At 70.8% G+C, this 26800-nt stretch carries 20 protein-coding genes; 5 read left to right on the top strand and 15 right to left on the bottom strand.

The features are described from left to right. Nucleotides 1-86 precede the first annotated feature (86 nt). Nucleotides 87-6737, bottom strand: a complete 6651-nt coding sequence (locus tag ACFPIH_RS37495; protein ID WP_381169072.1) for an SDR family NAD(P)-dependent oxidoreductase — start codon at nucleotides 6735-6737, stop codon at nucleotides 87-89. Next, complete coding sequence (locus ACFPIH_RS37490) at nucleotides 6734-8512, bottom strand: fatty acyl-AMP ligase (protein ID WP_381169070.1); 1779 nt, start codon at nucleotides 8510-8512, stop codon at nucleotides 6734-6736. Before ACFPIH_RS37490 ends, ACFPIH_RS37495 begins: the two co-directional genes overlap by 4 nt. Nucleotides 8513-8771: 259 nt before the next feature. On the opposite strand from ACFPIH_RS37490, the gene ACFPIH_RS37485 reads away from it, so the two are divergent. Together ACFPIH_RS37485 and ACFPIH_RS37480 are read left to right on the top strand one after the other, a co-directional pair. Continuing rightward, a complete protein-coding gene (locus ACFPIH_RS37485) occupies nucleotides 8772-10316 on the top strand; it encodes an MFS transporter (protein ID WP_381169068.1) in 1545 nt (514 codons plus the stop codon). 146 nt (nucleotides 10317-10462) lie between these two features. Beyond that, a complete protein-coding gene (locus tag ACFPIH_RS37480) occupies nucleotides 10463-10666 on the top strand; it encodes a hypothetical protein (protein WP_381169066.1) in 204 nt (67 codons plus the stop codon). A gap of 255 nt (nucleotides 10667-10921) precedes the next feature. Here ACFPIH_RS37480 and ACFPIH_RS37475 read toward each other — a convergent pair whose 3' ends face one another. From ACFPIH_RS37475 to ACFPIH_RS37440, 8 genes are all read right to left on the bottom strand, one after another. Continuing rightward, on the bottom strand, nucleotides 10922-11182 hold the full coding sequence (locus tag ACFPIH_RS37475) for an FHA domain-containing protein (RefSeq protein WP_381169064.1): 261 nt from the start codon (nucleotides 11180-11182) through the stop codon (nucleotides 10922-10924). Further along, nucleotides 11116-11463: a DUF4326 domain-containing protein gene (locus ACFPIH_RS37470; RefSeq protein ID WP_381169062.1), complete on the bottom strand. Its 348-nt coding sequence runs from the start codon at nucleotides 11461-11463 to the stop codon at nucleotides 11116-11118. Before ACFPIH_RS37470 ends, ACFPIH_RS37475 begins: the two co-directional genes overlap by 67 nt. 13 nt (nucleotides 11464-11476) lie before the next feature. Beyond that, nucleotides 11477-12259, bottom strand: coding sequence for an SGNH/GDSL hydrolase family protein (locus ACFPIH_RS37465; RefSeq protein WP_381169060.1), 783 nt, complete (start codon nucleotides 12257-12259; stop codon nucleotides 11477-11479). A gap of 145 nt (nucleotides 12260-12404) precedes the next feature. After that, nucleotides 12405-13418: a hemolysin family protein gene (locus ACFPIH_RS37460; RefSeq protein ID WP_381169058.1), complete on the bottom strand. Its 1014-nt coding sequence runs from the start codon at nucleotides 13416-13418 to the stop codon at nucleotides 12405-12407. Then, nucleotides 13415-14827, bottom strand: a complete 1413-nt coding sequence (locus ACFPIH_RS37455) for a hemolysin family protein (protein WP_381169056.1) — start codon at nucleotides 14825-14827, stop codon at nucleotides 13415-13417. The genes ACFPIH_RS37460 and ACFPIH_RS37455 overlap by 4 nt, the downstream gene beginning before the upstream one ends. A gap of 173 nt (nucleotides 14828-15000) precedes the next feature. Continuing rightward, nucleotides 15001-15426, bottom strand: a complete 426-nt coding sequence (locus ACFPIH_RS37450) for a GNAT family N-acetyltransferase (protein ID WP_381169054.1) — start codon at nucleotides 15424-15426, stop codon at nucleotides 15001-15003. Between the two features lie 137 nt (nucleotides 15427-15563). Continuing rightward, entirely contained in the window at nucleotides 15564-18131 is a 2568-nt protein-coding gene (locus ACFPIH_RS37445; RefSeq protein ID WP_381169052.1) for an ABC transporter permease, read from the bottom strand. 4 nt (nucleotides 18132-18135) lie between these two features. Beyond that, on the bottom strand, nucleotides 18136-18939 hold the full coding sequence (locus ACFPIH_RS37440; RefSeq protein ID WP_381169051.1) for an ABC transporter ATP-binding protein: 804 nt from the start codon (nucleotides 18937-18939) through the stop codon (nucleotides 18136-18138). A 120-nt stretch (nucleotides 18940-19059) separates the two neighbouring features. On the opposite strand from ACFPIH_RS37440, the gene ACFPIH_RS37435 reads away from it, so the two are divergent. After that, nucleotides 19060-19287 carry an antitoxin gene (locus ACFPIH_RS37435; RefSeq protein ID WP_381169049.1) on the top strand — a complete coding sequence of 76 codons (228 nt, stop codon included), beginning with the start codon at nucleotides 19060-19062 and terminating at the stop codon, nucleotides 19285-19287. A gap of 4 nt (nucleotides 19288-19291) precedes the next feature. Continuing rightward, nucleotides 19292-19669, top strand: coding sequence for a fic family toxin-antitoxin system, toxin component (locus ACFPIH_RS37430; RefSeq protein ID WP_381169047.1), 378 nt, complete (start codon nucleotides 19292-19294; stop codon nucleotides 19667-19669). Here the strand turns inward: ACFPIH_RS37430 and ACFPIH_RS37425 are convergent. Both ACFPIH_RS37425 and ACFPIH_RS37420 read right to left on the bottom strand, forming a co-directional pair. Beyond that, a complete protein-coding gene (locus ACFPIH_RS37425; RefSeq protein ID WP_381169045.1) occupies nucleotides 19664-20341 on the bottom strand; it encodes a class I SAM-dependent methyltransferase in 678 nt (225 codons plus the stop codon). The two genes, ACFPIH_RS37430 and ACFPIH_RS37425, sit on opposite strands and share 6 nt — an antisense overlap. Before the next feature lie 82 nt (nucleotides 20342-20423). Beyond that, nucleotides 20424-21110, bottom strand: a complete 687-nt coding sequence (locus ACFPIH_RS37420) for an esterase/lipase family protein (RefSeq protein WP_381169043.1) — start codon at nucleotides 21108-21110, stop codon at nucleotides 20424-20426. Nucleotides 21111-21228: 118 nt separating this feature from the next. On the opposite strand from ACFPIH_RS37420, the gene ACFPIH_RS37415 reads away from it, so the two are divergent. After that, a complete protein-coding gene (locus ACFPIH_RS37415) occupies nucleotides 21229-23505 on the top strand; it encodes a helix-turn-helix transcriptional regulator (protein WP_381169214.1) in 2277 nt (758 codons plus the stop codon). Here ACFPIH_RS37415 and bioD read toward each other — a convergent pair. From bioD to bioB, 3 genes are read right to left on the bottom strand one after another with little or no spacing between them, the layout of a single operon-like run. Beyond that, nucleotides 23502-24224: a dethiobiotin synthase gene (bioD, locus tag ACFPIH_RS37410; protein ID WP_381169041.1), complete on the bottom strand. Its 723-nt coding sequence runs from the start codon at nucleotides 24222-24224 to the stop codon at nucleotides 23502-23504. The genes ACFPIH_RS37415 and bioD overlap by 4 nt on opposite strands. A 2-nt stretch (nucleotides 24225-24226) precedes the next feature. Beyond that, nucleotides 24227-25516, bottom strand: coding sequence for an adenosylmethionine--8-amino-7-oxononanoate transaminase (locus tag ACFPIH_RS37405; RefSeq protein ID WP_381169039.1), 1290 nt, complete (start codon nucleotides 25514-25516; stop codon nucleotides 24227-24229). After that, the gene (bioB, locus tag ACFPIH_RS37400) at nucleotides 25509-26723 is read right to left on the bottom strand and encodes a biotin synthase BioB (protein WP_381169037.1); all 1215 of its coding nucleotides are present in this window, start codon (nucleotides 26721-26723) and stop codon (nucleotides 25509-25511) included. The genes ACFPIH_RS37405 and bioB overlap by 8 nt, the downstream gene beginning before the upstream one ends. Between the last annotated feature and the right edge of the window lie 77 nt (nucleotides 26724-26800).

The following is a 26800-nucleotide window of genomic DNA, read 5'->3' as shown; positions in this document are numbered from 1 at the left end:
ACGGGAGTGAGCGTGGGCCTGGACCACCACGACAGAATCGGAAACATCGACCGACCACCACGCTCTCTCGTGGGCTCGGGCGGGGGTCACCGGGTGGGCGGCGTGATGGCGCGGGCGACGTGCTGCGCGATGGTCCGGACGTGAGGCGGGTCGATGACGGAGAGGTGGTCGCCCTCGACGGGGACAATCTCGAGGGACCGGCACAGTGGCGCCCAGCCCAGGTCTGCTTCCTGACGGAGATAGCGCGGGTCCAGGGCGGTGGTGAGCTGCTGCGCCCGCTGGGCGCGATAGAGCACGACATGGCCGTCGTAGGGGTGGGGGAGGTATCGCTCGCCGACGCGGGCATCGATGTAGGAGGTCCGTTGGTGCTCCATGATCCCTGGGCTCATGTCGAGGCCGGCGTCGGCGACGAGCCGCATGACCACGTCGATCTGCTGTTCGTCCGGGGTGGCCGACAGTTCGTCGTAGGGCAGGTCCAGACGGTGGCCGTAGGTCTTCTCGATGTACTCGGCGAAACGCCCGAAGCGCTCAAGCAGGAGTTGTGGTGATTCCTGTTCCGGCAGGGCGGCGGGCAGGATGGTGTCGATCAGCCCCAGGAGCCCGATGTCCTGTCCTGCCTCGGTCAGTTGGCGGGCCGCTTCGTAGGCGAGGCATCCGCCGAAGGACCAGCCGAGCAGGTGGTAGGGCCCTTCCGGCTGGATGTCACGGATGAGCGTGAGGTAGTGAGCCGCCTTGCCCTCCACGGTGCTCAACTCGTCGACGCGTTCCAGCCCGTACACGGCCTGTCCGGCCGGGAGCAGTTGCGTCAGCGGCAGGTAGACCGACGTCGGTCCGCCAGCGGGATGGAACGTGAACAGCGCGGGCCGCTGTGTCCCGGCGGGTGCCGGGCGCAGGGTGGTAACCGGCGACTGGCCGGTTCGGTTGACCACGGGTCGGATCAGTTCGGCGATGGCTGCGACGGTGTGGTGGGCGAGGACGGCTTCGGCCGTCAGGCTCAGCTGGGCGTCGTTGTCCAGGCGTTGGCGGATGACGTCCGTCATGGACTCGGCCGCGCGGTGATCGCCACCGGCGGCGGTGAAGTCCTCGCGGATGTCTCTGGGCCCGCGGTGCAGGACTTCGGCCCAGGCCCCCGCGACCAGGCGCTCGGCGGCGTCTCGGGGGGCGAGGGAGGTTGGCAGCCGCGGTGTGGAGGGGTGCGTCTGCTGGGTGCTGTCCGGCGTTACCGGTGCGGAGGTGGTGCCCGGCACCATGGCGTCGAGGCCGAGTTGTTCCAGCACAGTGTCGCCGAGTTCGCGCAGGCAGGCGCCGCGCAGCAGGCAAGGGGCGGGCAGGTCGACGCCGAAGTCATGGCGGGCGGCGTTGGCGATCCGCACGGTCATCAGGGAGTCCAGCCCGAGAGCGGTCAGCGCGGTCGTCTCGCTGAGTTCGTGGGCGCTGAATCCCATGATGGCCGCTGTTGTCTTCACCAGGCGCGTGTACACCTTCTGCGTGGCTGAGCTTCCGAGGGCTGCGATGCCGGCAGGGCCCACCCAGTCGTCGGCTCCGGGAGCGCTGTCCTGGAGGACGTTGGTGAAGAACGGGACCGTTGACAGGCCGGGAAATGCCATCAGCACGCGGTCGGTGTTGAGGTGGACGACACCGATATGGGCCCGGTTGAGGGTGACGAGCGGCTGAAGGGCGTCCATACCCTCAGCCAGGTGGATGGGCTCCAGGGCCAGAGCCGGGTTCCCGGCCGTTCCGCCGACGTTCTCCCAGGGGCCCCAGGCGATGGCGGTCGCCGGCCGACCGGAGGCTCTGCGGTGGTGAGCCATGGAGTCGAGCCATGCGTTGGCGGCTGCGTAGGCGGCCTGTCCTGGTGAGCCGAGAAGGGCGGCGGCGGAGCTGTAGGACACCCACCAGTCCAGGTCGTGGGCTGCGACGGCCGCCTCCAGGTTCCGGGCTCCGACGACCTTTGGCCGCAGCACGGTATCGATGTCCGCCGGTTCGAGGTCCGTGATCATGCGGTCGTGCAGGACGCCGGCGCAGTGTGCGATTCCGCGCAGGGTGTGGCCTTCGGCGAGGGCTGCGCGCACCAGGGTCGGGGCGGTATCGGGTTCTGCGATGTCTCCTTGGACGACGGCGACGGCGGTGCCCTGAGCCTGCAGTTGGGCTAGGACGGCCTGGGTTTCGGGGCCGGGGGCTCGACGTCCGTTGAGGACGATACGGCCGGCGCCCAGCTGGGCGAGTCGACGTGCTGTGGCCAGGCCGAGTCCGGTAAGGCCGCCAGTGATGATGTAGGCGCCGTCGGGACGTGTGAATGCCACCTGCTCGTTGCGCTGTGCGGTGAGGTCGGCGTGCGAGAGGTGGGCGGTGAGACGTGTGCCGGCCCTCCACGCGATCTCGTCGTCGTCACCATTGGCGAGGAGTTCCTGGACGAGGTCGTCGACTGCGCCGGGCTGGTTGTCGATGTCTACCAGCGTGGCCCGCAGGTGGGGGTGCTCGAGTCCCAGGACGCGGACGAGTCCGCGAAGGCAGGCAAGATGTGGCGTTCCGGGTTCTCCGGGTGCTGTCGACTGTGCCAGTACGGTCGTCATCCACAGGCGTGGCGAGGGCTGGTGCGTGTTCCGCGCGAGGCAGCGGGCCAGTCGCGCTGCCGTGCGCAGAGGCCGGATGTCGTCATGGCGTTCCTGCTGAGGCAGGAGCAGGACAACGGCGCTCGGGCCGTCCGACGGGGTGTGCAGCCATGTGTCGAGCACGGTGTCGACGGTGTCGTCCTGGGCGTCGGCCACTGTGACGTTGACATGCTGGGATTCCAGGGCTGACACGAGGGAGGCCGTGATGCCACCTGCGGCGTTCGTCTCGTCGCTGACGAGCAGGGCGCGGCGAAGGTCCAGGGGCAGGGCGGCGGTGGACTTCTCCCACCGGATCTCGTAGGTGAACGTTTCAAGGGGCCGAGGCACCTCGTGTGCCTCGATGGGACGCAACTGAACGTACCAGGCGGTGATCTTGGTCGCTCCGCCCTGGGCGATGACATGCCATTGGCCGACGTCGGTGTCCGTCGAGTCGGTGCCCGCGGCAGGCGTGCAGTGGATGTCGTAACCGGTGTCGAGGATGCCTGGGGCTGTGACGTGCAAGGACCGTACACCTACGGGGGCGGTCTGCGCGGTGGCCCGGACGGTGTTGTCGCCGGCTGGTGTCGTGCCTGCGGCGGTCGGCGCTTCCAGCATGGCGGTCAGCAGGTACGCGTAGGCCGGCCGATGTGGCTGCTGCAGATCCTCGGGGGCGAAGTGTTGGACGAAGGCCGGTGTCTGATTCGTGTCGGTGTGGTGCTCATCTGGGGTTTCGGGATCGCGAGTGATGCGGGCCGAAGCGTGGCAGCGCCAAGTGCCGTCGGCGCCGCGGGCATGGAGGGTGACGGTTCCGTGCGTGTCGGAGGCCGGTTCCCACACCGTGGTCAGGGGTGTGCTGCTGGCAATGGCGAGCCACTGGTGGATCTTCAGATCCTCAATGCCGAGGCGGGTGATGCCCGCTCCTGCCCAGAGTTCCAGTCCGGCTTCGATCATCAGCTCTGCGGCGGACGCGAGAGTCAGCGCCGCTCTGTCGTGGAGCATGCGCCGGGGCCCGTGCCGACGCGTGCCGATGTCTCCTTGCCACAGCACGGTGCCGGTCCTCGGGTCCTCGGCACGCCCGCCCAGCAGGGGATGGCCGCCCGTCGCGGTGGAGGTTGCGTTGCGGGCGAACCAGAACCGTTCGTGACGCCAGGCGGGGGTTGGGAGTGTGGTGCGCGTACCGGCGGGCCACAGCCGCTCGGTGTTCATCGTGACGCCCGCGAAGTGCAGCCTCGTCAGTGCAGCGCGTACGTCGACGGCTTCGTCGGCCTTCTTGTGCAGGGTCGGGACGACCAGGGCCTGCACGCCCGCCGGGGTCGCTTCGAGTGTTTCGGTGAGCGGGACCACGGCGGTGGGGTGGGGCGAGATCTCCAGGAAGAGGGTGTGGCCGTCTTCGGCGGCCGCGGTCACTGCCTGTTGCAGGCGCACAGGGCGGCGCACGTTGGCGCACCAATAGCCGGCATCGGCTGCCGGGCGTGCGTGGGGATCGTCCACGACGGTGCTGTACCAGGGCGTTGAGGAGGTGCGCGGTTGCAGCGAGGCGAGGTCTTCGCGCAGCGAGGGGAGGATCGGGTCGACGGCGGCTGAGTGCCCGGCGCCGCCCACCTGGAGCAGGCGAGCCAGGTGCCCCCGTTCGGTCAGTTCGTTCACCAGGTCGCGCACCGCTTGGGCGGGGCCGGCCACGGTGCACCGTTGCGGCGAGGAGTGAACGGCGACCTCGACTCCCGGGAAGTGACTGAGGAGTTCGTCCCGGACATCCGTCGGCAGGTGCACCGCGGCCATGGCACCGGCGTGTTCGGAGTCGATGGTGGCGAGGTGGGCTGATCTGCGACTGATGACACGGAGTCCGTCACGGGCGTCCAGGACGCCCGCGACGACGGCGGCGGTGACTTCGCCCATCGAGTGACCGATGACGGCGGCGGGTTCCACGCCGTAAGCCTGGATTGTCCTTGCCAGGGCCAGCTGGATTCCGAAGAGCAGCGGCTGGGTCTGGTCCACTGACAGGCCGGGATCGGTCCGCGTGAGCATGGCGGTCAGTGAGGAGCCGGTCTCGGCGAGATAGACCGGGTCGAGCGCGGAGATCTGGGCGGCAAAGAGTGGATCATCGGTCAGCAGGCGTCGCCCCATGCCGTCCCACTGCGAGCCGTAGCCGGAGAAGACGAAGACCGGTCGGCGATCGGTGCCGGGCCGGGCCGCTGTGGCATCGGCGCAGGCGGTGACCAGGCCGGGGACCGTCTCGTTGCGGGCCAGCGCGGCGAGCTTGGTGGCCGCGTCGCGGTGGGTCCGCGCGACGACGGCGGCACAGCATGGCCCACGGCGGTGCCGGGCCAGGGTGTGGGCGATGTCGGTGAGTGCGGGTGCGTCGTCGGCGACCCATCGCGACAGGCTCGCGGCGGTGTCGGCGAGCCTGTCGGCGGACCGGGCGGACACCACCAGGATGTGCGGGCGGTTGTCTTCGTCGTCGGCGGGCGAGGGGGCGGCGGGGAACGGTGCGGCTGGTGGTGCCTGCTCGAGTACGGCGTGGGCGTTGGTGCCGCCGAATCCGAAGGCGGACACGCCGGCGCGTCCGGGGCGCTGGGAAGGAGTGGGCCAGACGGTCGGCTCGGTGACCACGCGTAGGCCCAGCTCGGTGAAGTCGATGTGGGGGTTGGGGGTGTGGAAGTGCAGGCTGGCCGGAATTCGGCTGTGGTGCAGGGCCATTGCGGTCTTGATCAAACCGATGACGCCGGCGGCGCCCTCAAGGTGGCCCAGGTTGCTCTTGACCGATCCGATCAGCAGGGGCTGCTCGGGCTGCCGGCCGCGGCCGAGGACTGCTCCCAGGGCAGTTGCCTCGATGGGGTCCCCCAGTAGGGTCCCGGTTCCGTGCGTTTCTACGTAGTCGACGTCGCCGGGTTCGAGCTGCGCGTCGCGCAGGGCGTCGCGCAGCAGCGCTTCCTGGGCTGTCGGGTTCGGTGCCATCAGGCCCGCCGACCGGCCATCCTGGTTGACGGCGGTGCCTCTGATGACGGACAGGACTCGGTCGCCGTCGCGCTCGGCATCGGCAAGGCGCTTGAGTACGACGACGCCGCAGCCTTCGCCGCGGGTGATGCCGTCGGCCTCCGCGTCGAAGGGCTTGCACCTGCCGTCCGCGGCCAGTGCTCCGGCTTGCTCGAATGAGGCCGTGACCGAGGGGGACAGGAGGACGTTGACTCCGGCCGCCAGTGCGGCGTCGCACTCGCGCGTGCGTAGGCTGCGGCAGGCCAGATGCACGGCCACGAGGGACGACGAGCAGGCTGAGTCGGTGGTGACGCTGGGGCCGCGAAGGTCGAACAGGTAGGACACGCGGTTGGCGGCGATGCTGCCTGCTGCCCCGGTGCTGGTCCACGGGGTGAGGCGCGTCGGGTCTGAGGTGGTCAGATGACCGTACTCGAGTGCGCTCAGACCGACGAAGACGCCGGTGGCGGTGCCTTGGAGGGTGTGGGCCGGTACTCCGGCATGGTCCAGTGCCTCGCAGCTGACTTCGAGCAGCAGCCGCTGCTGGGGATCCATGACCTCAGCCTCGCGCGGCGTGATGCCGAAGAAGTCCGCGTCGAATCCTTCGATGTCGTCGAGGAAGGCGCCCCACCGGGTGGTGGACGCCATCAGGGCGGTGACATCGGCGGCCGTGCCGGAGAAGTTGCGCCAGCGTCCGTCGGGTACCTGGCTGACCGTGTCCGTCCCGGCCAGGAGTTGTTCCCAGAACGTGTCCGGTCCGTGAATGCCTCCGGGCAGGCGGCAGCCGATGCCGATGATCGCGATGGTGTCCTGGCCGGTGCCGGCAGCGACCGCCGGGTCGCCGGACGTGTCCGGCTGTTGGTCCGCTTCGGAGGTGGTCAAGGCGCGGACCAGTTGCCCGATGGTCGGGTGTTCCCACACCAAGGTGGTGGACAGCGAACGGTCCAGCATCTGCTCCAAGTGGCCGGTCAGTCCGACGGCGTCGCGGGAGGTGAGACCGTACTCCGCCAGCGGACGGGCATCGTCGAGTTGCTCCGCAGGGGTGCCGCTGAGGTCTGAGACAAGCCGCAGCAGTGCTTCTCGCAGTTCAACAGCGCCCGGTCCGGGGCGACTGGCTGTGGGGGTGGGGGTTCGGGTGTCGTCGCCCTGTTCCTGGTGTCGGCCTGGTTGCGTCATACGGTGCCCGTCTCCTTCTGCGTCAGAGTGCCGGAGCTCCAGGCGCCCTCGAGGTAGTGCTCCCGGCATGCGCTGCGGGCAACCTTGCCGCTGGTGGTGTGGGGAACAGAGCCAGGCCGGGCAAGGACGAAGTCGTGGACAGCAATGGCGTGGCTGGTGGCAACTGCCGCCCGGACGGCGCGTGTTACCTCGTCCAGGACGCTGTGGGGTTCGGCAAGGTCACGGGCATGCTCAGCGACGATGACCAGGCGTTCCCCGCCGTCGGTGGATGCGGCGAACGCTGCGGTGTGATGGCGGCGGACTGCCGGGTGGGCGCTTTCGACGGTCTGCTCGATGTCCTGCGGATAGTGATTGGCGCCGTCGATGATCACGAGGTCTTTGATGCGGCCGGTGATGTAGAGCTGCTTGTCGTGCCACAGTCCGAGATCGCCGGTGCGCAGCCAGTGGTGAGTACGGTCACTCGAGTCGTCGCCCTGGAGGGTCGCGCGGAAAGTGGCTTCGCTCTGCTGCGGGCGTCTCCAGTAGCCGCGTCCGATGTTGGGTCCGCGGAGCCAGATCTCGCCGACCCTGCCGCCCTCCAGACGAACGCGAGTCACCGGGTCGACGATGGCGATCTCCTGCTCGGTGGGGCGTCCGCATGCGACCAGGCGGGTCACGGTTCCTGCGTCGGTGGGCTCGACCACACGGGCGGTTCCCTCCGCGAGCGCGTCTCGATCGAAGCAGGTGACGGTCGGTTCCTCGCCGGCCGGTGAGGCGGAGACGAACACGGTCGCCTCGGCCAGGCCGTAGGACGGGCGCATGGTTGTTCGGGCCATGCCAGTCTGAGCGAAGGCGTCCTGGAACCGTTGCAGGGTCTGCTCCGCGATGGGTTCACTGCCGTTGACCATGGCGGCGACCGAGCCCAGTGACAGCTCGCTGCGCTCCTCGTCGGTGACGCGGCGCGCGGAGTAGTCGTAGGCGAAGTTGGGGGCGGCGGTGAGTGCTCCCGGGTGTCGGCTGAGCAGGCGCAGCCACCTGACAGGTTGCTGTACGAAGGCCAAGGGGTCCATGAGGACGGAGTGCACGCGGCCGACGAGGGGCAGCACGATCGCGAGAACCAGGCCCATGTCGTGGTACAGCGGAAGCCAGCCGACGGTGCAGTTGCGCCCGGCGCGGATGTCGTACGCAGCCAGTGCCTGGCGTGCGTTGGCGCAGACGTTGGCGTGAGTGATCTCAACGCCGGACGGCACACGGGTGGAGCCCGAGGTGTACTGCAGGTAGGCACAGTCGTCGGGTTGCGGATGGAAAGTCTCACCGCTCGACGGTGCCGCAGTCGCCGCCCCGGGGCCGAACTCTGCGAGCAGTCCCTGTTCGGTGACCACGCGCAAGCGGGATCCGGCCCGGTCGGCGCAGAACGTCTCCACAGCCTGCTGGGTTTCGGGGCTGGTGAAGGCGAGCACCGGGTCGGCGTCGGTGAGCGAGGCGGCGAGTTTCTCCGCATGACCGGGCAGAGCCGGAGGGAACAGAGGCACGGCGATCGATCCGGCGCATGCGGCAGCGAGGAAGCCGACGACGTAGTCCAGGTTCTGGGGTGCCACGATGGCCACGCGCTCGTCGGCCGCGCCCGCGTGGCGCAGAGCCGTCGCGGTGGTGCGGACCCGGTTGTCGAGTTGACGCCAGGCCAAAGTGAAGGGGACCCCGCTGCTGTCGGTGCTGAAGTCCACAAAGGTGAACGCTCTCTCGTCCGGCGTCTGCGCTGCGGCCTGAGCGAGATGGTGGCTGATCGTGTCCTTCATGGTTGACAGCACTGAGTCACCGAACCTTCGTTCCGCTGGGCAGGAATGGACTCTTCGGCCGATAGGCCATTGGGCGACCTGGTGACCGCCATGCCGCCCACGACCGCTCTCCATGCAAACGCGTTAGTTGCGGGCCACCAGTCAAACACGGAGCCGTGCCGGGGCCACGGTGACACGCCGACTGGTGGCCAGAGGCCGGCATGAAGAGGCCATTCAGCAGAATGCCCAGGCAACGCGCCGAATGCCGTAATGCCGCGCTATGCGGGTGGCCATTGATGAACGCCGAGGGCAGCATATGCAGGATGGGGTGGCAAAACGTCACTCCCAATCGAATTCCCAGCTGCCCGAGACAGGTTTGATGAGTCGACTGCGTGCCCTCGCCATCCTCATGGCCGTTCTGTTGCCGTCATTCATGACAGCGCTGGACAACACCATCGTCAACGTCGCCCTGCCCCAGATCCGTGCCGAACTCGCACTCGATGAAACTGACTTGAAGTGGGTAGCGGTCATCTACCCGCTTACGCTCGCCAGCTCGCTCCTGCTGGGCGGGCACCTGGCCGACACCATCGGGCGGCGCGCCACTCTGCTGCTGGGCGTCGCGCTTTTCACCGTCTCCTCGGGCGGGTGCGGCGCAGCAACGGCAGGGACGACGCTGATCGCTTTCCGCGGGCTGCAAGGAGTCGGTGCGGCGCTGGTCGTGCCGGCCTCACTGGCGGTCCTGTCACACGATCTCCCGCCCCGCGCACGCAACGCCGGCTTCAGCGCCACCACCGCCGCATTGGCCTCGGCGCTGGCGTGCGGGCCGGTTGTCTCCGGTGTCATGACACAGCACCTGGGCTGGCAGTGGCTCTTTGCCATGAACGCGCCGCTGGGATGTGCGAGTCTCCTCGTCGGTTTCGTCTCTGTTCCCCGGCCCGGCTCCCGGTCCCATGTCGTGTCCACACCGTTGGCTACCGTCCCTCTCCGCATCGTCGCATTGGCCTGCTTGTCGCTGGCGACTCTCGCTTACTTCCTCATCGAAGGGCCTGAGCGGGGATTCGACAGCCTTCCTGTGGCAACCTCCGGGATCATTGCCGTGATGTCGGTGGTCGCTCTGACGTGCGAACTGACCCTGCGTCGGAGTACCGCCCTGCGATTACTCTTCCGAAAACGCCCCTTCATCGGCGGAATCATCACTCAACTGCTATGGGGTCTGGGTGTGAGCGGTGTCTATTTCTTCACTTCGCAATTTCTGCAGAACGGCCTTGGGCTCGCCCCGACCGCGGCCGGGCTGACGTTTACACCCGTGGCCTTTTCCCTGCTCGCTACCGCACCATTCATTGCCCGGCTGGCCCGCCGCTGGGGGGACGGGCTCATCTCCGCCGTGGGTCTACTTATGGTTGGCCTCGGCCTGTTGATGGTCGCACTGGGAAGCTCCGGAGGGAGATTGGCCCATATTTTGCCTGGTCTTTCGGCCATCGGTTTCGGATCCGCGCTGGCCGTTCCGCTGACCACCCGCGCCCTGGAATCCTCGCCCGATCACCTCTCCGGTATTGCCGCGGGGCTGTTCAGCGCCGTCCGAGAGGCTTCCGGCGTCTTCGGCATCGCCTTTGTGGGGGCGGTCGTGACCTTTGTCGAGCATGCTGCGGTCTCCGCCGGAGCCACTGACTCGGACGCCTTTCTCTCCGGCTATCAGGCCGGCCTGTGTCTGGCATCCGTGCTTGTCGGGGCGGGAGCCCCCGTCGCGTTGTGGGCGCTACGCCGCCGTGCGGGCACCGCAGAGGGCGACAGCGTGTCTGGTGTCCGCGTAGGCAAGGAGTCGTAGCAGACTGGCGCGCACCGGGCCCGAACGTGTTCAGTGCCGGGCGCACCAGTATCGACTTGACCCCTTGACCGGCTCAAGGGAAATCAGCCAACCGCGTTGGCCCAGGTCAAGGCCCTGCCATGGGAGCAGGTGCCCGTAGCGCACCCTTGCGCATCCACCTTCGCCGCCAGGAGAACGGCAAGCGGCAGACCCGGGGGACCGTCTACGCCGTCACCAGTCTCGACACCCACCCGGCCAGCCCTGCTGACCTGGGTGGATATGTACGAGGGCACTGGGGAATCGAAACGCGCACCTACGCGGACATCTATCAGGAGTCCATCAGCGGGAAACCCGGCGCGGCCGAGAAGTAGGACCGACCGGCAGATGGATCGCTTGAGGTGGTGTGTGGGTGGATGCGGTGGCTCGGCGGCTGAATCGCCGGCGGGATCAACCGGAACCACCTCTGCCGCCGGGCCGCTCGACAACTGGGGGGCCGATGGGCGCGAGAAGGACATCGTGTGATTCTGCACGGTGTCCGGGCCCTGCATGGAAAGGTCTCCACTCGGAACGCGCGGGGCTCGGCACCCTGGGTTCTCGGCCGCAAGCATGGCCCGGCTGTGCCGGGTTCAGTCGCGGTGGATCGTGATCGTCGTCCAGAGCCCGACGTGGACACGGTCGCCGTCCTTCAACGGCACCGGTACGAAGGGGGCGATGAGGTCCTCGGCGCCGTTCACCGTGGTGCCGTTGGTGGAGTTCTTGTCGTGTACGGATTCTACTGGCGATTCGTGCAGGCCAGCGCCACGGGTTCCGTCGTGGGAACCTACGAGACGGGCGCCACGTCCGCCAGCTCCGCCAGTACGTCCGCGTGGCAGGGCAACGGCGCGCACCAGCAGGCCAGGGTCCTGCCGCGCAGGCCGTCCACCAGTTCCAGCAGCTCAGGGCGCTCCAGCAGATACGCGCGGTACATCGACATGACCTCCGCGCGCGTGCCGTCGCGCTTGCGCTTCGGGGTGTCGTACGCGAACGGGTTGTAGAGCGGGTGGCGGGGGAGGTCCCAGCCGCCCAGGGTCCAGCGGCGGCCGACGTATACCACGGCCTCGGGGGCGTGTTCCAGGCGGGGGCCGAGTTCGTGGATCCGGCCCCGGAGATTGATGACCCGCGTGGTCATGCCGCGAGACCGCCTATGCCACCGGGCCGTCGTACGGCAGGAGTTCCGGACGTTTCGCCGGGCGGCCGTCGCCCGAGGAGCGGCCGGTCAGACGGCGGACGATCCACGGGAGCAGGTACTGCCGGGCGAAGCGGGCGTCGGCCGCGCGGCGCGCGGTCCAGCCGGGGGGTGGCGTGAGCGGCATCGGCGTGTGCCACTCGGGGTCCTCGGGGGGATGGCCGAGGGCCTGCCAGACCGCCTCCGCGACCCTGCGGTGGCCCTCGGGGGTGAGGTGCAGGCGGTCGACGTCCCACAGCCGCGGGTCGCCGAGCGACGGGGCGCCGTACAGGTCGACGACCAGCGCGCCGTGCCGCGTGGCGAGGTCGTCGACGCAGACGAACAGCTCCTCCATGCGGGGCCGGAAGCGTTCCAGGACCGGGCCCTGACGGCCTGGGCTGCGCATCAGCACCAGTTGCTTGCAGGCCGGGGCCAGGCGCTCGACCGCCTCCGTCAGCAGGGCCTTCACCCGGGGCATGTCGCACTTGGGGCGCAGGGTGTCGTTCAGGCCGCCCACGAGGGTGATCACGTCGGCGCCCATCGCCGCCGCCAAGGGCACCTGTTCCTCGACGATCTGTCCGATCAGCTTGCCGCGTACGGCGAGATTCGCGTACCGGAAGCCGGGCGTGCCGGCGGCCATCCGGGCCGCCAGGAGATCCGCCCAGCCCCGGTAGGAGCCGTCGGGCAGCACGTCCGACATGCCCTCGGTGAAGGAGTCGCCGACCGCGACCAGGCTGGTGTATGTGGGTTTCGTCTGCATGGCGACAAAGATGGTAGCCCGAACCCCATACCCGCCGGTCGGTCCCCCCCCGATCCCATCAGCCCGCGGCGCGGACGGCCCCCTCCGAACCTGTCCCGCCCTCGGGCAGGTCACCCCCGGCGCCCTGCATCACGCCCTCACGCCCTCACACCGGCTGGCCGAACAGTTCTCTCAGCACGTCCTCCATGGTGACCATCCCGGCCAGCGTTCCGTCCGCGCCGAGGACCGCCGCCAAATGGGTGCGGCTGCGGCGCATCGCGGTGAGGACGTCGTCCATCGGCGTCGTCTCCCGCACGCGCGCGATGGGCCGCAGATCCCGCAGCCGGAACGGCTCGTCCCGAGGCACGGCGTCCAGCGCGTCCTTCACATGCAGATAGCCGACGATCCGGAGCCCCTCGTCCACCACCGGGAAGCGGGAGAACCCGGACTCGGCCGAGAGTCGCTCCAGATCCTCCGGAGTGACGCCCACGCGCGCGTGCACGACGCGTTCCAGTGGCAGTACGACGTCCCGCACCGGCCGGCTGCCCAGTTGCAGGGCGTCGTGCAGCCGCTCCCGGGCGCGGGCGTCGATCAGGCCCGCGTCCCCGGCGTCCTTCACGATCTGGGCCAGCTGGGCGTCCGAGAAGGCGGAGGCGACCTCGTCCTTCGTCTCGATCCGCAGCAGCTTCAGCACGGCGTTGGCGAAGGCGTTGATCGTGAAGATCACCGGGCGGAGTCCCCGGGACAGGGCCACCAGCGGCGGGCCGAGCAGCAGCGCGCTGCGTACCGGTTCGGCGAGCGCGATGTTCTTCGGCACCATCTCGCCGAGCAGCATGTGCGCGTAGGTGGCCAGGACCAGCGCGATCACGAACGACACCGCGTGCCCGACACCCGTCGGCAGGCCCACCGCGTGGAACACCGGCTCCAGCAGATGCGCGATCGCCGGCTCGGCGACCACACCCAGGACCAGGGTGCACAGGGTGATGCCGAGCTGTGCGGCGGCCATCAGCGCGGACACGTGCCGCAGCCCCCACAGCACGCTCTTGGCGCGCCGGTCGCCCCGCTCGGCGTAGGGCTCGATCTGGGCGCGGCGCACCGAGATCAGCGCGAACTCCGCGCCGACGAAGAACGCGTTGACGACCAGGGTCGCCAGCGCGATGAGCAGTTGTACGGCGGTCACCGGTCCTCCTCCTCCACCACGTCCGTGTCAGCGTGATCTGCGTGATCTGCGTGATCTGCGTGATCTGCGTGATCTGAGTCGTCTGAGTCGTCGTCGTCCGCGTCCGCGAGCGGCGCGTGCAGCAGTACGCGCGCGGCGCGGCGGCCGGACGCGTCCACGACGTCCATCCGCCAGCCGGCCACCTCGACGCTGTCCCCGGCGGCCGGTATCCGGCCCAGCTCGGTGGCGACGAGGCCGGCCAGCGTCTCGTACGGCCCCTCGGGCGCGCGCAGGCCCACGCGCGCGAGCTGGTCGGTGCGGGCGGCGCCGTCGGCCGAGTACAGGGTGCGGCCGGTGTCGTCCGTGCCCGCGGGGGCCAGGTCGGGCGTCTCGTGCGGGTCGTGCTCGTCGCGGACCTCGCCGACGACCTCCTCGACGATGTCCTCCAGCGTGGCCACGCCCGCCGTACCGCCGTACTCGTCGATGACGACGGCCATCGTCCGCTTGCCGGACAGCCGGTCCAGGAGCCGGTCCACGGTCAGGGACTCCGGTACGAGGAGCGGCTCGCGCATGATCTCCGACGCGGGCACGCGCGCGCGGCGATCCGCCGGGACCGCCACCGCGTCCTTGATGTGCGCGGTGCCGACCACGGAGTCGAGGTTGCCCCGGAACACGGGGAACCGGGACAGGCCCGTCGCCCGGGTCGCGTTCACCACGTCCTCGCAGGTGGCCTGCGCGTCGAGGGCGATGACCTGGACGCGCGGGGTCATCACGTTCTCCGCGGTCAGGTCGGCCAGGTTCAGGGTGCGCACGAACCGCTCGGCGGTGTCCGCCTCCAGCGCGCCCTCCTTGGCGGAGTGCCGGGCCAGCGCCGCCAGCTCCTGGGGGCCGCGCGCGGCGGCCAGCTCCTCGGTGGGCTCCACGCCGAACCGCCGTACGACACGGTTCGCCGTGTTGTTGAGATGCGTGATGAAGGGGCGGAACGCGGCGCTGAACCAGCGCTGCGCGTTGCCCACGGTCTTCGCCACCGGGAGCGGCGAGGAGATCGCCCAGTTCTTCGGCACCAGCTCGCCGACCACCATCAGGAACACCGTCGACAGCGCGGTGCCCAGCACCAGCGCGACCGAGCTCGACGTGCCGCTCGACAGACCGGCCGACTCCAGCGGTCCGGCGATCAGCTTGGCGATCGACGGCTCGGAGAGCATGCCGACCACCAGGTTGGTGACGGTGATGCCGAGCTGGGCGCCGGAGAGCTGGAAGGTCAGATTCCGTACGGCCTTCAGCGCGCCGGCCGCTCCGCGCTCGCCGCGTTCCACGGCCCGCTCCAGCTCGCTTCGCTCGACCGTGGTCAGAGAGAACTCGGCGGCCACGAACGCACCGCACGCGAACGACAGCAGGATCGCCACCAGCAGCAGGAGCACTTCCGTCATCGGGTCACCTCCGTCCCATGATCCGGCAGGGCGGGACGGGGCGCGCGATGTCGTGCGGGGGTACTGGGAGGCTCGCCCATGGGCGGACGCTCACACCTTTCACACAGTAGGTAGGGGGACCGTACGGCGCCGCACGGTCCCCCAATGGTAAAGGGTCGGCAAAGCAGTCTGGGTCAGCCGGTGAACGGCTTCACCCAGCGCCGCCACTTCTCCTCAGGCGCGTACCCCGCCGCGCGCCAGGCATGGTGCGCCGTCTCGTTCCGGGTGAGCACCATCGCGTCCCCGCGCCGTCCGCCCAGCCGTACGAACCGCTCCTCCGCAGCGGCCAGCAGCGCCGCCCCGATGCCCTGCCGGCGGTGCTCGGGATGCACGGCCAGCCGGTACAGATGGCACCGCCATCCGTCGAACCCGGCGATCACCGTCCCCACCGGTTCGCCGTCCCGCTCCGCGAGGATCAGTGCCTCGGGGTCACGGGTGACCAGCCGTTCCACTCCTGCGCGGTCGTCGCTGATGCTCGTTCCCTCGGCGGCCTCGCGCCAGAACGTCAGCACGGTGTCGACGTCCGACAGGGTGGCGGGGCGTATGTGCAGATCACTCATGCGGCGAGCCAAGCAGAGCGCCGACCCGTCTGGCGAACGGGTTCCCCACCTTCTGCACCGAGTGACCACGGCTGTTTCACCCGATTCACCCGAACCGGACGCCCCTCGGACCAGCGAGAACTGGTGATCTGCTCGCCCTACTCGTGCGCGATGGCGGCCAGTACGTTCATCCGGGACGCCCGCAGCGCCGGCAGCAGCGCCGCCACCACGCCGACCACCGCCGAGCCGATGACGACCGCGACGATCGTGGTCCACGGGATCGCCAGCGCCTGCATGCCCTGCAGGGCGAGAACCTGCTGGATGCACACGCCCCACACCAGGCCCAGCGCGAGCCCCAGCACCGCGCCGAACACCGCGATCACCACCGACTCCAGCCGGATCATCCGCCGCAGCTGCCGCCGGCCAAGGCCGATCGCCCGCAGCAGCCCGATCTCCCGGGTCCGCTCCACCACCGACAGCGCCAGCGTGTTGACCACACCGAGCACCGCGATGACGATCGCGAGGCCGAGCAGCGCGTACACGAGGTACAGCAGCACCGCGATCTGGTCGTGGACCAGCTTCTTGTAGTCGGCCTGGTCGCGCACCTGGACCTGCGGATACGGGTCGAGGGCCTTCTCCAGGCCGGGCCGCAGCTGATCGGCGCTCGTACCGGCGGCGGCGTTCACGTACAGCGCGGAGTCCTGGCCGTCCGGCACGTACTTCTCGACGGTCGCGATGCCGAAGAACAGCCCGCCCTGTACGCCGAACCCCTCGGCGGAGTCCTGGTCGGTGAGCGCGGCCACCTTCAGCCTGGTCGTACGGTCGCCGGGGAACTCGACCGGAATCACGCTGCCCAGCTTCACGTCGTGGTCCTCGGCGAAGTCCACGTCCATGCCCATGGCACCGTCCGCCAGGGCCGCCGCCGAGTCGCCCTCGGCGTACGTGACATGGGCGACGTCGTCGAGCTGGTCCTCGTATCCGGACGCGGTGGTCTCGACGCGTTTGCCGTCCGGCAGGCGGACGGCGACGGGTGCGAACCGCTGCCGTACGACGAGACCGACGCCCTGCGTGTCGCGGACCGCGTCGGTGACCTCCGCCGGGAACGGCGTGCCGTTGGCGTTCTGGACCACGTAGTCGGCGCCGAGCGTCTTGTCGATCTGCTCGTCGAAGGACTTCGACATCGACGCGCTCGCCACCGACATGCCGCCCACCAGCGCGAGGCCCACCATCAGCGCGGCGGCGGTGGCGCCCGTACGGCGCGGGTTGCGCAGGGCGTTGCGCTGGCTCATCCGGCCGACCGGGCCGAACAGGGCGGGGAAGGCACCGCCGAGCACCCGGATCCCCGGGCGTACCAGCAGCGGGCCCGCGATGACGGTGGCGATGAGGGTGAGGACCACACCGAGGCCCAGCAGGGAGGCCGCGGACGACGTCTTGGAGGCGGCTGCACAGCCCGCCAGGGCGGCGGCGCCGAGCACCCCGACGACCGACCCGACGATCGCGCGCGTCTTCAGCGGACGGCCCACGCCTGCGATCTCCGCGTCCGCCAGGGCCGCCATCGGGGACACGGTCGCCGCGCGCCGGGCGGGGAGGTAGGCCGCCACGAAGGTGACGCCGAGGCCGACGACGTAGGCCGCCACCGGGGTCGCCCAGCTGACCACCATGTCCGTGGTCTTCAGGTTCATGCCGAACGCGCTCATCAGCTTGATCAGCCCGGCGGCCAGACCGATGCCGGTCGCGAGGCCCAGCGTCGAGCCGACCAGGCCGAGCAGGACGGCCTCCGTCAGCACGGAGCGCCGAACCTGACGTCGGTCTGCGCCCAGGGCGCGCAGCAGGCCCAGTTCGCGGGTGCGCTGGGCGATCAGCATCGAGAACGTGTTGACGATCAGGAACACGCCGACCAGCACCGCGATCCCGGCGAAGCCGAGCATCACGTACTTGATGACGTCGAGGAAGCCGCCCAGCGAGGCCGCCGCCGACTTCGCCTCCTCGTCGGCGGTCTTCACCTCGTACGGCCCGGCGCCCACGGCCGCCGCGACCCGCTGCTTGAGTACGGCGTCCGACACGTCCGGCGCCGCGTCGACCGAGATGCTCGTGGCCCGGTCCGCGGAGCCGAGGAGTTCGGCGGCGGCGACCTTGGTGTCCAGGAAGACCAGGGCCGCGCCCGGGTTGGTGGTGGTGAAGGTGGCGATGCCGACGATCTTGACCTTGAACGAGCCCGGCTGGGCCATCACGGTGAGGGTGTCGCCGATGCCCACGTGCTTCTTGTCGGCCGTGTCGGCGTCCAGCATGGCCTCTCCGGTCCCCTGCGGGGCGTGGCCGGAGGTCAGCTCCACCGGGCTGCGGTCGGTGAGGAACCAGTCGGTGGCGATGGTGGGGGCGCCGGTGGTCGGGCCGACGGACTTGTTGTCGCTGTCGACGACCGTGATGTTCTGCACGCTCACGTCCGGGTGCGCCGAGGCGACCCCGGCGACATCGGCCACCTTGGCGGCCAGCGACGCGGGCACGGTCTGGACGGCGCCGGTCGGCACGGCGGAACTGAGGTCGTCCTTGGGCGCGACCGTCACGTCCGCCGAGGTGGACGCGAAGAGCCGGTCGAAGGTACGGGTCACCGTGTCCGAGAAGATCAGGCTGCCCGCGACGAACGCCACGGACAGGACGACGGCGAGCGCGGACAGCAGGAGCCGTCCCTTGTGGGCGAGGAAGCTTCTGAGGGTTGCCTTGAGCACCGGGTCAGTCCTCCTCGGAAGCGGTGCCGCGGGTCACGTCGGAGCCGGGGGCCTGGGGGTTTCCCCCCGGAAAGAGGCGCATGCGTTCCAGGACCGCCTCGGCCGTCGGGTGCTCCATCTGGTCCACTATCCGGCCGTCCGCGAGGAAGAGCACCAGGTCGGAGTGGGCGGCGGCACCCGGGTCGTGGGTGACCATGACGACCGTCTGGCCCAGTTCGTCCACGGCCTGGCGCAGGAACGCGAGGACCTCCAGACCGGCCCGGGAGTCGAGGTTGCCGGTCGGTTCGTCCGCGAAGATCAGCTCGGGCCGGGAGGCGAGCGCGCGGGCGCAGGCCACGCGCTGCTGCTGGCCGCCGGAGAGCTGGGCCGGCCGGTGCTTCAGCCGGTCCCGCAGGCCGAGCGTGTCGATGACCTGGTCCAGCCACTTCTGGTCGGGCTTCTTGCCCGCGATGTCCATGGGCAGGGTGATGTTCTCGGCCGCGTTCAGCGTCGGGATCAGGTTGAACGACTGGAACATGAACCCGATCCGGTCCCGCCGCAGCCGGGTCAGCTCCCGCTCCTTCAGACCCGTGATCTCCGTGCCGCCGAGCCACACCTGGCCGGCCGAGACGGTGTCCAGGCCCGCCAGGCAGTGCATCAGCGTGGACTTTCCCGAGCCCGAGGGGCCCATGACCGCGGTGAACCGGCCGCTCGCGATGTCCACGTCCACCGAGTCCAGGGCGAGCACGGTGGTCTCGCCCGAGCCGTACGCCTTGGTCAGAGCCTGGGCGCGGGCCGCGATCCCGTCGGATGTTGGCAAAGCGGACAAAGCTTCCTCCTCGCTCGCACGGACGTGCCGAGACTAGTGTGACCCGCCCCACACTCGGTATCACTTTTCGATTCCGATGCGCACTTGCGGCTGCTAGCGTCCTGGCGCTAGCTTCTAGGTATGGCGAAGACCCAGCTGAACGTTCGCGTCGACGAGGGCACGGCCAAGGCCGCCCGGGAGCGCGCCACGGCACGCGGTATGAGCGTCAACCGCTACATCGAGGAACTGGTCAGACAGGACGCCGGGGAAGTGGGCCATACCTTCGTCGAGGCCGCCGCCGACTTCATGAAGCAGTACGAGAACGTCTTCGTCGAGGAGTTCGGCACGGAGCAGGAAGGTCGTCGCTGATCCCTTGAGCGACCTCCGGATCGACCTCGCCTGGCTCCTCATGCTCGCCGAACAGAAGACCCCGGGAGACCCCCAGGTCACCGACTGGGGTGCCTTGGTCGCCGCCGTGGCACGCCATCAGGCCGAGATCTTCGACGTGCCCGTCTACGACGACCCGCCCGCACGCGCTGCCGCGCTGCTCCAACTCCTCATCCATGTACCAGCGTTGGAGCGCTCCAACGCGCTGTTCGCCGTCGCGGTCGCCTACGCCTACCTGGTGGCCAGCGGTCTGAAAGTGGCCACCTCGCCCGAACGGGTCCGTGATCTGGCCCGGTTGGTGAAGACCGGCCAGGTGTCGGTGGCGGACATCGCGCAGGAACTGCGCCAGTGGAGCACCCTATGAGGACCGCCGCGCGGTACCGAGCACACAGTAGGAGGCGGGCGTCCTCGGCCCCTTCTCCGGCACCAACAGCCGCTGGTACGCGCCGAGTTCGAACCCGGCGTCCCGCAACGCGGCCACCGTGTCCCGGGTGAGGTGACAGCCGCCGGCCAGCCGCGGCCACACCGTCCGGTCCAGTGCGCGCTGGGTGAACCGCATCGCCCGGCCACCGCCCGGCCCGTGCTCCAGGAACCGCAGTTCCCCGCCGGGCCGCAGCACCCGCCGCAGCTCGCCGAGCGCCCGCGGCACGTCCCGCACACTGCACAGCACCAGCGCGACCACCGCCGCGTCGAACGCCTCGCTCTTCAGCGGCAGTGCCTCCGCCACACCCGGTACGACGTCCACGGGAACGTCGGCGCGCAGGGCCGCCTCCAGGGCCAGCCCCCGCAGTCGGCGCTCCGGCTCGATCGCGACGACCTCCGAGACGGCGGGCGGGTAGTGCGTGAAGTTCAGCCCGTTGCCCGCGCCGATCTCGACGACCCGGCCGGAGAGCCCGGCCAGCAGCCGGTCCCGTACACCGGACAGACCGGCCCGGGTCTCCGCGGCCGTCGCGAAGCGGGCGTAGTAGCGGGCGAACAGCGGGTGGTGGACGGGATCACCGGACACCCGGCCGGAGCAGGCGGACGGTATCGGCATGGCGACCTCCCGGGCAGAACGGGCCTACCCGGATTGTCCCCCGTACCGCCCCGCCGCACCCCCGCTGCCGTTCACACGCCGGTCACTGGACGAAGTCGCGCACCTGTTCGTAGATGCCGTAGTCGTTGTTCATGTCGGTGTGCGAGACACAGCCGACTCCGACGTTCGTCGCCCCGCTCAGCAGGGCCGACGAGTCCGGGTTGACCGCGTCGTCGCAGTTCGACCAGTAGGCGGCGTAGTTCACGCTGCCCGGGGTCTCGTCACCGGAGTTGAGCGCGGTGAGGAAGGAACTGCCCGTCGTCATCTCGGCGCACGAGGTGTACAGCCAGCTGCACAGCGAGGCGACCGACGTGCCGTGGTTGGTGCCCGCGACGGAGACGAAGTCGTCCACGTACGCGGTACCGCCCAGGTTCTTGAGGTAGTAGCGGGAGCTGAGCGCGCCCATCGAGTGGACCACCAGGTCGACCTTGCTCGCCCCGGTGCGGGCGAGCACGCTCGTGATCTTGGTGGCCAGCTGCGAGGCCGTCGTGACGTTCGACTGCGACCAGCTGTACGACGACGCGTCCAGCTCGGCGGCCGTGTAGCCGTCGGCCTTGAAGTCGGCGACCCAGTCGTCCCAGCTGCCGGAGTCGCTGCTGATGCCGTGCACGAACACGATCGGGTTGTGGGTCGCGGCGTGGGCTGTGGGGGCGGAGAGGGAGAGTGACAGAAGGAGCGAAGAGACCACGGCCGAGAGGGCCGCGGCGATGCGACGCTTGTGGCGCTGCATGATGCCTCCTGAAACGGGTGGGGTTGCCAGGAGTGTCCGGGCGGGTCTACGCGCGCCGCATCGGTGAAATCGCCGGTCTTTACTGTTCAAGTAACCCGCCAGTAACGTCACTTGTGTGGTGACACCGGTGAACCCCCCACCTCTCGGCCGCACTTCGCCACCGTCGCTCTCCCCGGAGGCGTGGCCGCACCCGGCTTCCGCACTCCCCGAGGGCGTCCGGCTGCGGCTGCTGCGTCTCGTATACGGCGACCAGCGCGCCGCCGCCGACCTCGCGGCGCGGCTCACCGAACGGCAGGCGGCCGGCCTCGACCCGCTCCCCACCGACCCCGCCGCACTCGCCCCCGACCTCCTGCGCGGCCACCGTCGCCGGATCCGCGCCCTCCCCGACCCCACCCGCCTCCTTCTCCTGCTCGCCGCCGCCGACCAGTACCCGGTGGCCGGGCACGCCTTCCTGCGTGCCGTCGCCGCCGCCCGGCTCGACACCCGGCCCCTGGAGGCCGCCGAGGCCGCCGGGCTCGCGTACGCCACGGCGGGCGGGGTCTGCTTCCGGGACGCCTGGACCCGGATCGCCGCGTACGAGACGGCCGCACCGGCCGACCGGCGCGACGTCCACCGGCTGCTGGCGCGGGTCCTGCACGACACCGCCGAGCTGCCGCTGCGCTCCTGGCACCGGGGCGCGGGAGCCCTGGGCCCCAGCGGGCGGCTGGCCGCCGAACTCGCGGCGGCGGCCGGCCGGGCCCGCGCGTCCGGCGACCCGTCGCTGGCCGCCGCCCTGGCCGAACGCGCCGCCGCCCTCTGCCCCGACCCCCGCGAACAGTCCCGCCTCCTCGCCCGCGCGGCGGCCGACGCCTGGCACACCGGCGACACCGACCACGCCCGCACCCTCGCCACCCGAACGAACACCGACGCCCTCACCGGCATCCTCGCCCTACGAACGGGCCACGCGGCCGAGTCCTTCGACGCCCTGCTGGCGGGGGCGGTACGAGCGGCGGAGCAGCGGGGACTTGACGGTGTGCCCTCGCCCCGCCGGGCTGCCGGCGCCGGCGCCGTTCGGCGTGCCGACCCGGAGCTCACCCTTGTCACCGACCCTGCCGCCCATCTCCTCGCCCGGGCCACCGAGGCCGCCGTCTACACCGGTGACCTGCGGCGCTGCCGGGAGGCGGTGGGGGCGGCGGTGCGGATGGGGGTCGGGCCGCCGGGGGTGCTCGGCGGGATCGCCGCCGCCGTCGAGGGGCGGTACCTGGATGCCAGGGATCTGCTGGAGGCGACCGCGGGCCGGTGCGGGCCGGGTGGGGACCCCACCCTCCTCCTGCACGCCGGCATCGCCGCGCTGATGCTCGGCGACCACACCCGCGCCGCCACCGCCACCCTCCGCTCCGCCGCGGCGGCCCGCGCCCGCGGGCTCACCGTCGCCGTCTCCCAGGCCATGGAGTTCCGCGCCTACGCCGACTTCTGGACCGGCCGCCCCCGCGCCGCCGAGACCGCCGCACTGGACGCGTTGCGCCAGGCGTACGTCACCGGACAGGACAACGGCGCCTGCCATCTGCAGGCCGCCCTCGCGATGTTCGCCGCGCTCACCGGCGACGGCGACCTGTGCCGCGAGCGGGCCGCCGCCGCCCGCTCGTACGCCCTCGCGCACGGGCTCGGGCTGCCCGCCGCGCTCGCCCAGTGGGCCCTCGCCTTCCTCGACCTGGGCGCCGGACGCTTCGGCGCCGCGGCGGCCCGGCTGCGCGCCCTCGCCGCCTTCGGCCCCGGCCACGGCCACCGCGCGATCCGCCACCTGGCCACCCCGCACTACGTCGAGGCCGCCGTCCGCACCGGCGACACCCGGATCGCCCGGGCCGCCCACGCCGACTACGACCGCTGGGCCCGCGCCGTCCGCAGCCCCGACGACCTCGCCCTCAGCGCCCGCTGCCGCGCCCTGCTCACCCCGGGCGCCGACGCCGTCGACCACTACCGCACCGCCCTCGACCTGCACGCCGACGGCGCCCGCGCCTTCGAACGCGCCCGCACGGAACTGCTGTTCGGCAGCGCCCTGCGCCGGCTGAGACAGCGCGCGGAGGCCCGCGACCGGCTGCACAGCGCCCGGGAGGCGTTCGAGTCCTTCGGTGCCCCGCACTACGCCGAGGCGGCCCGAGCCGAACTCCGTGCCCTGGGCGCACCCGGCGCCCCCGCCACCCCGGCGCACGGCACCGAGAGCCCGACCACCCGACTCACCGCCCAGCAGCTGATGGTCGCCCGCATGGCCGCCGACGGCGCCACCAACCGCGAGATCGCCGCCCGCCTCGCCCTCAGCCCCCGCACCATCGACCACCACCTGCGCGGCGTCTTCAACCGCCTGGGCATCCGCTCCCGCATCGAACTCGTACGACTCCTGTCGGAGACCGAGCTCTAATCCGCCGCCTCCCGTACCCGGAACGCCTCCGCGTCCCACGTCCCGTCGAGCCGTGGTGCCAGCCAACCGGGTGCCGACGTACGGAAGTCGGCGGGCGGGAGGGCGCCCACGCCCGTCGGGAGCGCGCCGAGGAGCGGGGCGCCCGCCACCTCCGGCAGGTCGGTCACATTGCAACGCATCGCCAGATCAGGCGAGTCGGGCCAGCCTCCGATGACCACACCGAGCAACTCCACGTCCCGCGACCGCAGTTCACGTGCCGTCAGCTCGGTGGTGTTCAGCGTGCCCAGGCCCGCCGAGGCCACCACCAGCACCGGCGCCCGCAGCGCCCGCGCCGCGTCGGCCAGGGTGCCGCCCGCCTCGTCGAACCGTACGAGCAGCCCGCCCGCCCCCTCGACCAGCACCAGATCGTGCGCGGCGGCCAGCTTCTGCGCCGCCTCGACGACGTCGGACGGCCGCACCGGGGCGAGTCCCGCCCGCCGGGCCGCCGTCGCCGGGGCCAACGGCTCGGGATAACGGGCCAGTTCGGTCGCCGTCACGGCGTCGCCCGCGAGCCGCGCGACCTCGTCGGCGTCCCCGCGCTCGTCCGGTCGTACGCCCGTCTGCGCGGCCTTCAGGACGGCCACCGAGCGGCCCGCCGCGAGCGCGGAGGCCGCGACCGCCGCCGTCGTGACGGTCTTGCCGACCTCCGTGCCCGTTCCCGTGATCACCAGGATCGGCATGCTCATCCTTCCCGCGCCGCCGCGCACACCGCGCGCGCGATCCGTGCCACGTCCGCGTCGCCGGTGACGTACGGCGGCATCGTGTAGACCAGGTCACGGAACGGCCGCAGCCAGACGCCCTCCCGCACGGCGGCCTCGGTGGCGGCCCGCATGGCCGCCTCGTCAAGGGCATGATCGAGCTGGACGACCCCGATGGCGCCGAGGACCCGGACGTCCTTCACGCCCGGAAGCCCGGCGGCCGGTGCCAGCCCCTCCCTGAGGCCCGTCCCGATCCGCTCGACCTCCGCGCGCCAGTCCTGCCCCAGCAGCAGTTCGACCGAGGCGCAGGCCACCGCCGCCGCCAGCGGGTTGCCCATGAACGTCGGGCCGTGGGCCAGCACAGGCACCTCGCCCCGCGAGATCCCGTCGGCCACCCGGGACGTGCACAGGGCAGCCGCCATCGTCATATAACCGCCGGTCAGCGCCTTGCCCACGCACATCACATCCGGCGTCACCGCCGCGTGCTCCGCCGCGAACAGGGTGCCCGTACGGCCGAACCCGGTGGCGATCTCGTCGAACACCAGCAGCACGCCGTGTGCGTCGCAGGCCTCGCGCAGCACCCGCAGATACGCGGGGGAGTGGAACCGCATCCCGCCCGCGCCCTGCACCACCGGCTCCACGATCACCGCGGCCAGTTCGTCGGCGTGCCGCTCGATCGCCGAGCGCAGCCGTTCGGCGTACGACTCCTCGTACTCGGCCGGAGGCGGGTCCACGAAGACCTGGCGGGGCAGCACCCCGCTCCACAGCTCGTGCATCCCGCCCTCGGGATCGCACACGGACATCGGCTGCCAGGTGTCGCCGTGGTAGCCGCCACGCCAGGTCAGCAGCCGCTGCTTCGCCGGCCGGCCCAGCGAACGCCAGTACTGCAGGCACATCTTCACCGCGACCTCGACCGACACCGAACCGGAGTCGGCGAGGAAGACATGCTCGAGGCCGTCGGGCGAAATGTCGACAAGGAGCTTCGCCAGCCGTACGGCGGGCTCGTGCGTGAGCCCGCCGAACATCACATGGCTCATCCGGCCGAGCTGTTCGCGCGCGGCCTCGTTCAGGACCGGGTGGTTGTAGCCGTGGATCGCCGACCACCAGGACGACATGCCGTCGACCAGCTCGCCGGAGCCGTCGGCGAGCCGCAGCCGGACCCCGCTCGCCGAATCCACGACGAGCGGGTCGACCCGGCCGGGCATCGGACCGTACGGATGCCACACATGCCGACGGTCCAGCTCCAGCACTTCGGACACGGACAGCTCAGGCATTGGGCGCGAGCTCGGTACCGACGCCGCGACGGCGTACGGCGACCAGGTCCGTACGGGGCTGCTCGGCGGCCTTCGCCGTGGCGGCGGAACCGCACACCGAGGCCCGCTCGTGGGAACCGCACACCGAGGCCCCCTCGTGGGAACCACAGCCCGACCCGCAGCCGGCCTCGGCGTGCGACCCGCAGCCGCCCCCGCCCGCCGTCGCCCGGTGCTCGGGCAGCGTCACCTCGTCCGCGCCCTCCACCTCGAACCCGGCGTCCGCGATCATGTCCAGGTCGGCCTGGCCTGCCTGGCCCTCGCTGGTGAGGTAGTCGCCGAGGAAGATCGAGTTGGCCAGGTTCAGGGCCAGCGGCTGGAGCGTGCGCAGATGGACCTCGCGGCCGCCCGCGATGCGCACCTCGATGTCCGGGCAGACGAACCGGACCATCGCCAGGATGCGCAGACACCGCTGCGGAGTGAGGTGCCACTCCTTCTCCAGCGGGGTGCCCTCCATCGGGATGAGGAAGTTGACCGGCACCGAGTCCGGGTCCAGCGCGCGCAGCGAGAAGACCACGTCGACCAGGTCCTCGTCCGTCTCGCCCATACCGGCGATCAGCCCCGAGCACGCCGACAGACCGGCCCCGTGCGCCTTCTGGACGGTGTCCACCCGGTCGGCGTAGGTGTGGGTGGTCGTGATGTCCCCGTACGTCGCCTCGGACGTGTTGAGGTTGTGGTTGTAGGCGTCCGCGCCCGCCTCGCGCAGCCGCTCGGCCTGACCGTCGGAGAGCAGGCCCAGACAGGCGCACACCTCGACGCCCTCGTTCTCGTCCTTGATGGCCTTGATGGTCTGGGAGACCCGGTCCACGTCACGATCGGTCGGACCGCGCCCGGACGCCACCAGGCACACCCGCTTGGCCCCGCCCGCGAGCCCCGCCGCCGCCACCTTGGACGCCTCGTCCGGCTTGATCCAGGTGTACTTGAGGATCCCGGCCGTCGAGCCCAGCCGCTGGGAGCAGTAGGAACAGTCCTCGGGGCACAGCCCCGACTTCAGGTTGATCAGGTAGTTGAGCTTCACCCGTCGCCCGAACCAGTGCCGCCGCACCTTCCCGGCCGCGGCCACCACGTCCAGTACGTCGTCGTCGGAAGTGGCGAGGACGGCGAGCGCTTCCTCGCGGGTCGGCAGCTCGCGCCGAAGCCCCTTGTCCACCAGCGTGTTCAGCAGGTCCATGAGAGCCGATCCTGTCCTACCGAACCGCCTTCGGCCAAGGTAGGGATCGCACAACACACCCGGTGAGACGTGTGGGT

The organism is Streptomyces vulcanius (genome assembly GCF_042653945.1).
In the GTDB taxonomy this organism is placed as follows: Bacteria; Actinomycetota; Actinomycetes; order Streptomycetales; family Streptomycetaceae; genus Streptomyces; species Streptomyces mangrovi.
Note: the sequence above shows the minus strand (reverse complement) of the source record. Positions and strands in the feature narration are given on the sequence as shown.

Bases quoted from the DNA above. Each gene is read 5' to 3' on its own strand.
- bioD (WP_381169041.1), bottom strand. From the start codon at position 24,224: ATGCCGATCCTGGTGATCACGGGAACGGGCACGGAGGTCGGCAAGACC.
- bioB (WP_381169037.1), bottom strand. From the start codon at position 26,723: ATGGACCTGCTGAACACGCTGGTGGACAAGGGGCTTCGGCGCGAGCTG.
- ACFPIH_RS37465 (WP_381169060.1), bottom strand. From the start codon at position 12,259: ATGCAGACGAAACCCACATACACCAGCCTGGTCGCGGTCGGCGACTCC.
- ACFPIH_RS37485 (WP_381169068.1), top strand. From the start codon at position 8,772: ATGCGGGTGGCCATTGATGAACGCCGAGGGCAGCATATGCAGGATGGG.
- ACFPIH_RS37450 (WP_381169054.1), bottom strand. From the start codon at position 15,426: ATGAGTGATCTGCACATACGCCCCGCCACCCTGTCGGACGTCGACACC.
- ACFPIH_RS37420 (WP_381169043.1), bottom strand. From the start codon at position 21,110: ATGCAGCGCCACAAGCGTCGCATCGCCGCGGCCCTCTCGGCCGTGGTC.
- ACFPIH_RS37425 (WP_381169045.1), bottom strand. From the start codon at position 20,341: ATGCCGATACCGTCCGCCTGCTCCGGCCGGGTGTCCGGTGATCCCGTC.
- ACFPIH_RS37490 (WP_381169070.1), bottom strand. From the start codon at position 8,512: ATGAAGGACACGATCAGCCACCATCTCGCTCAGGCCGCAGCGCAGACG.
- ACFPIH_RS37495 (WP_381169072.1), bottom strand. From the start codon at position 6,737: ATGACGCAACCAGGCCGACACCAGGAACAGGGCGACGACACCCGAACC.
- ACFPIH_RS37435 (WP_381169049.1), top strand. From the start codon at position 19,060: ATGGCGAAGACCCAGCTGAACGTTCGCGTCGACGAGGGCACGGCCAAG.
- ACFPIH_RS37470 (WP_381169062.1), bottom strand. From the start codon at position 11,463: ATGACCACGCGGGTCATCAATCTCCGGGGCCGGATCCACGAACTCGGC.
- ACFPIH_RS37455 (WP_381169056.1), bottom strand. From the start codon at position 14,827: ATGACGGAAGTGCTCCTGCTGCTGGTGGCGATCCTGCTGTCGTTCGCG.
- ACFPIH_RS37405 (WP_381169039.1), bottom strand. From the start codon at position 25,516: ATGCCTGAGCTGTCCGTGTCCGAAGTGCTGGAGCTGGACCGTCGGCAT.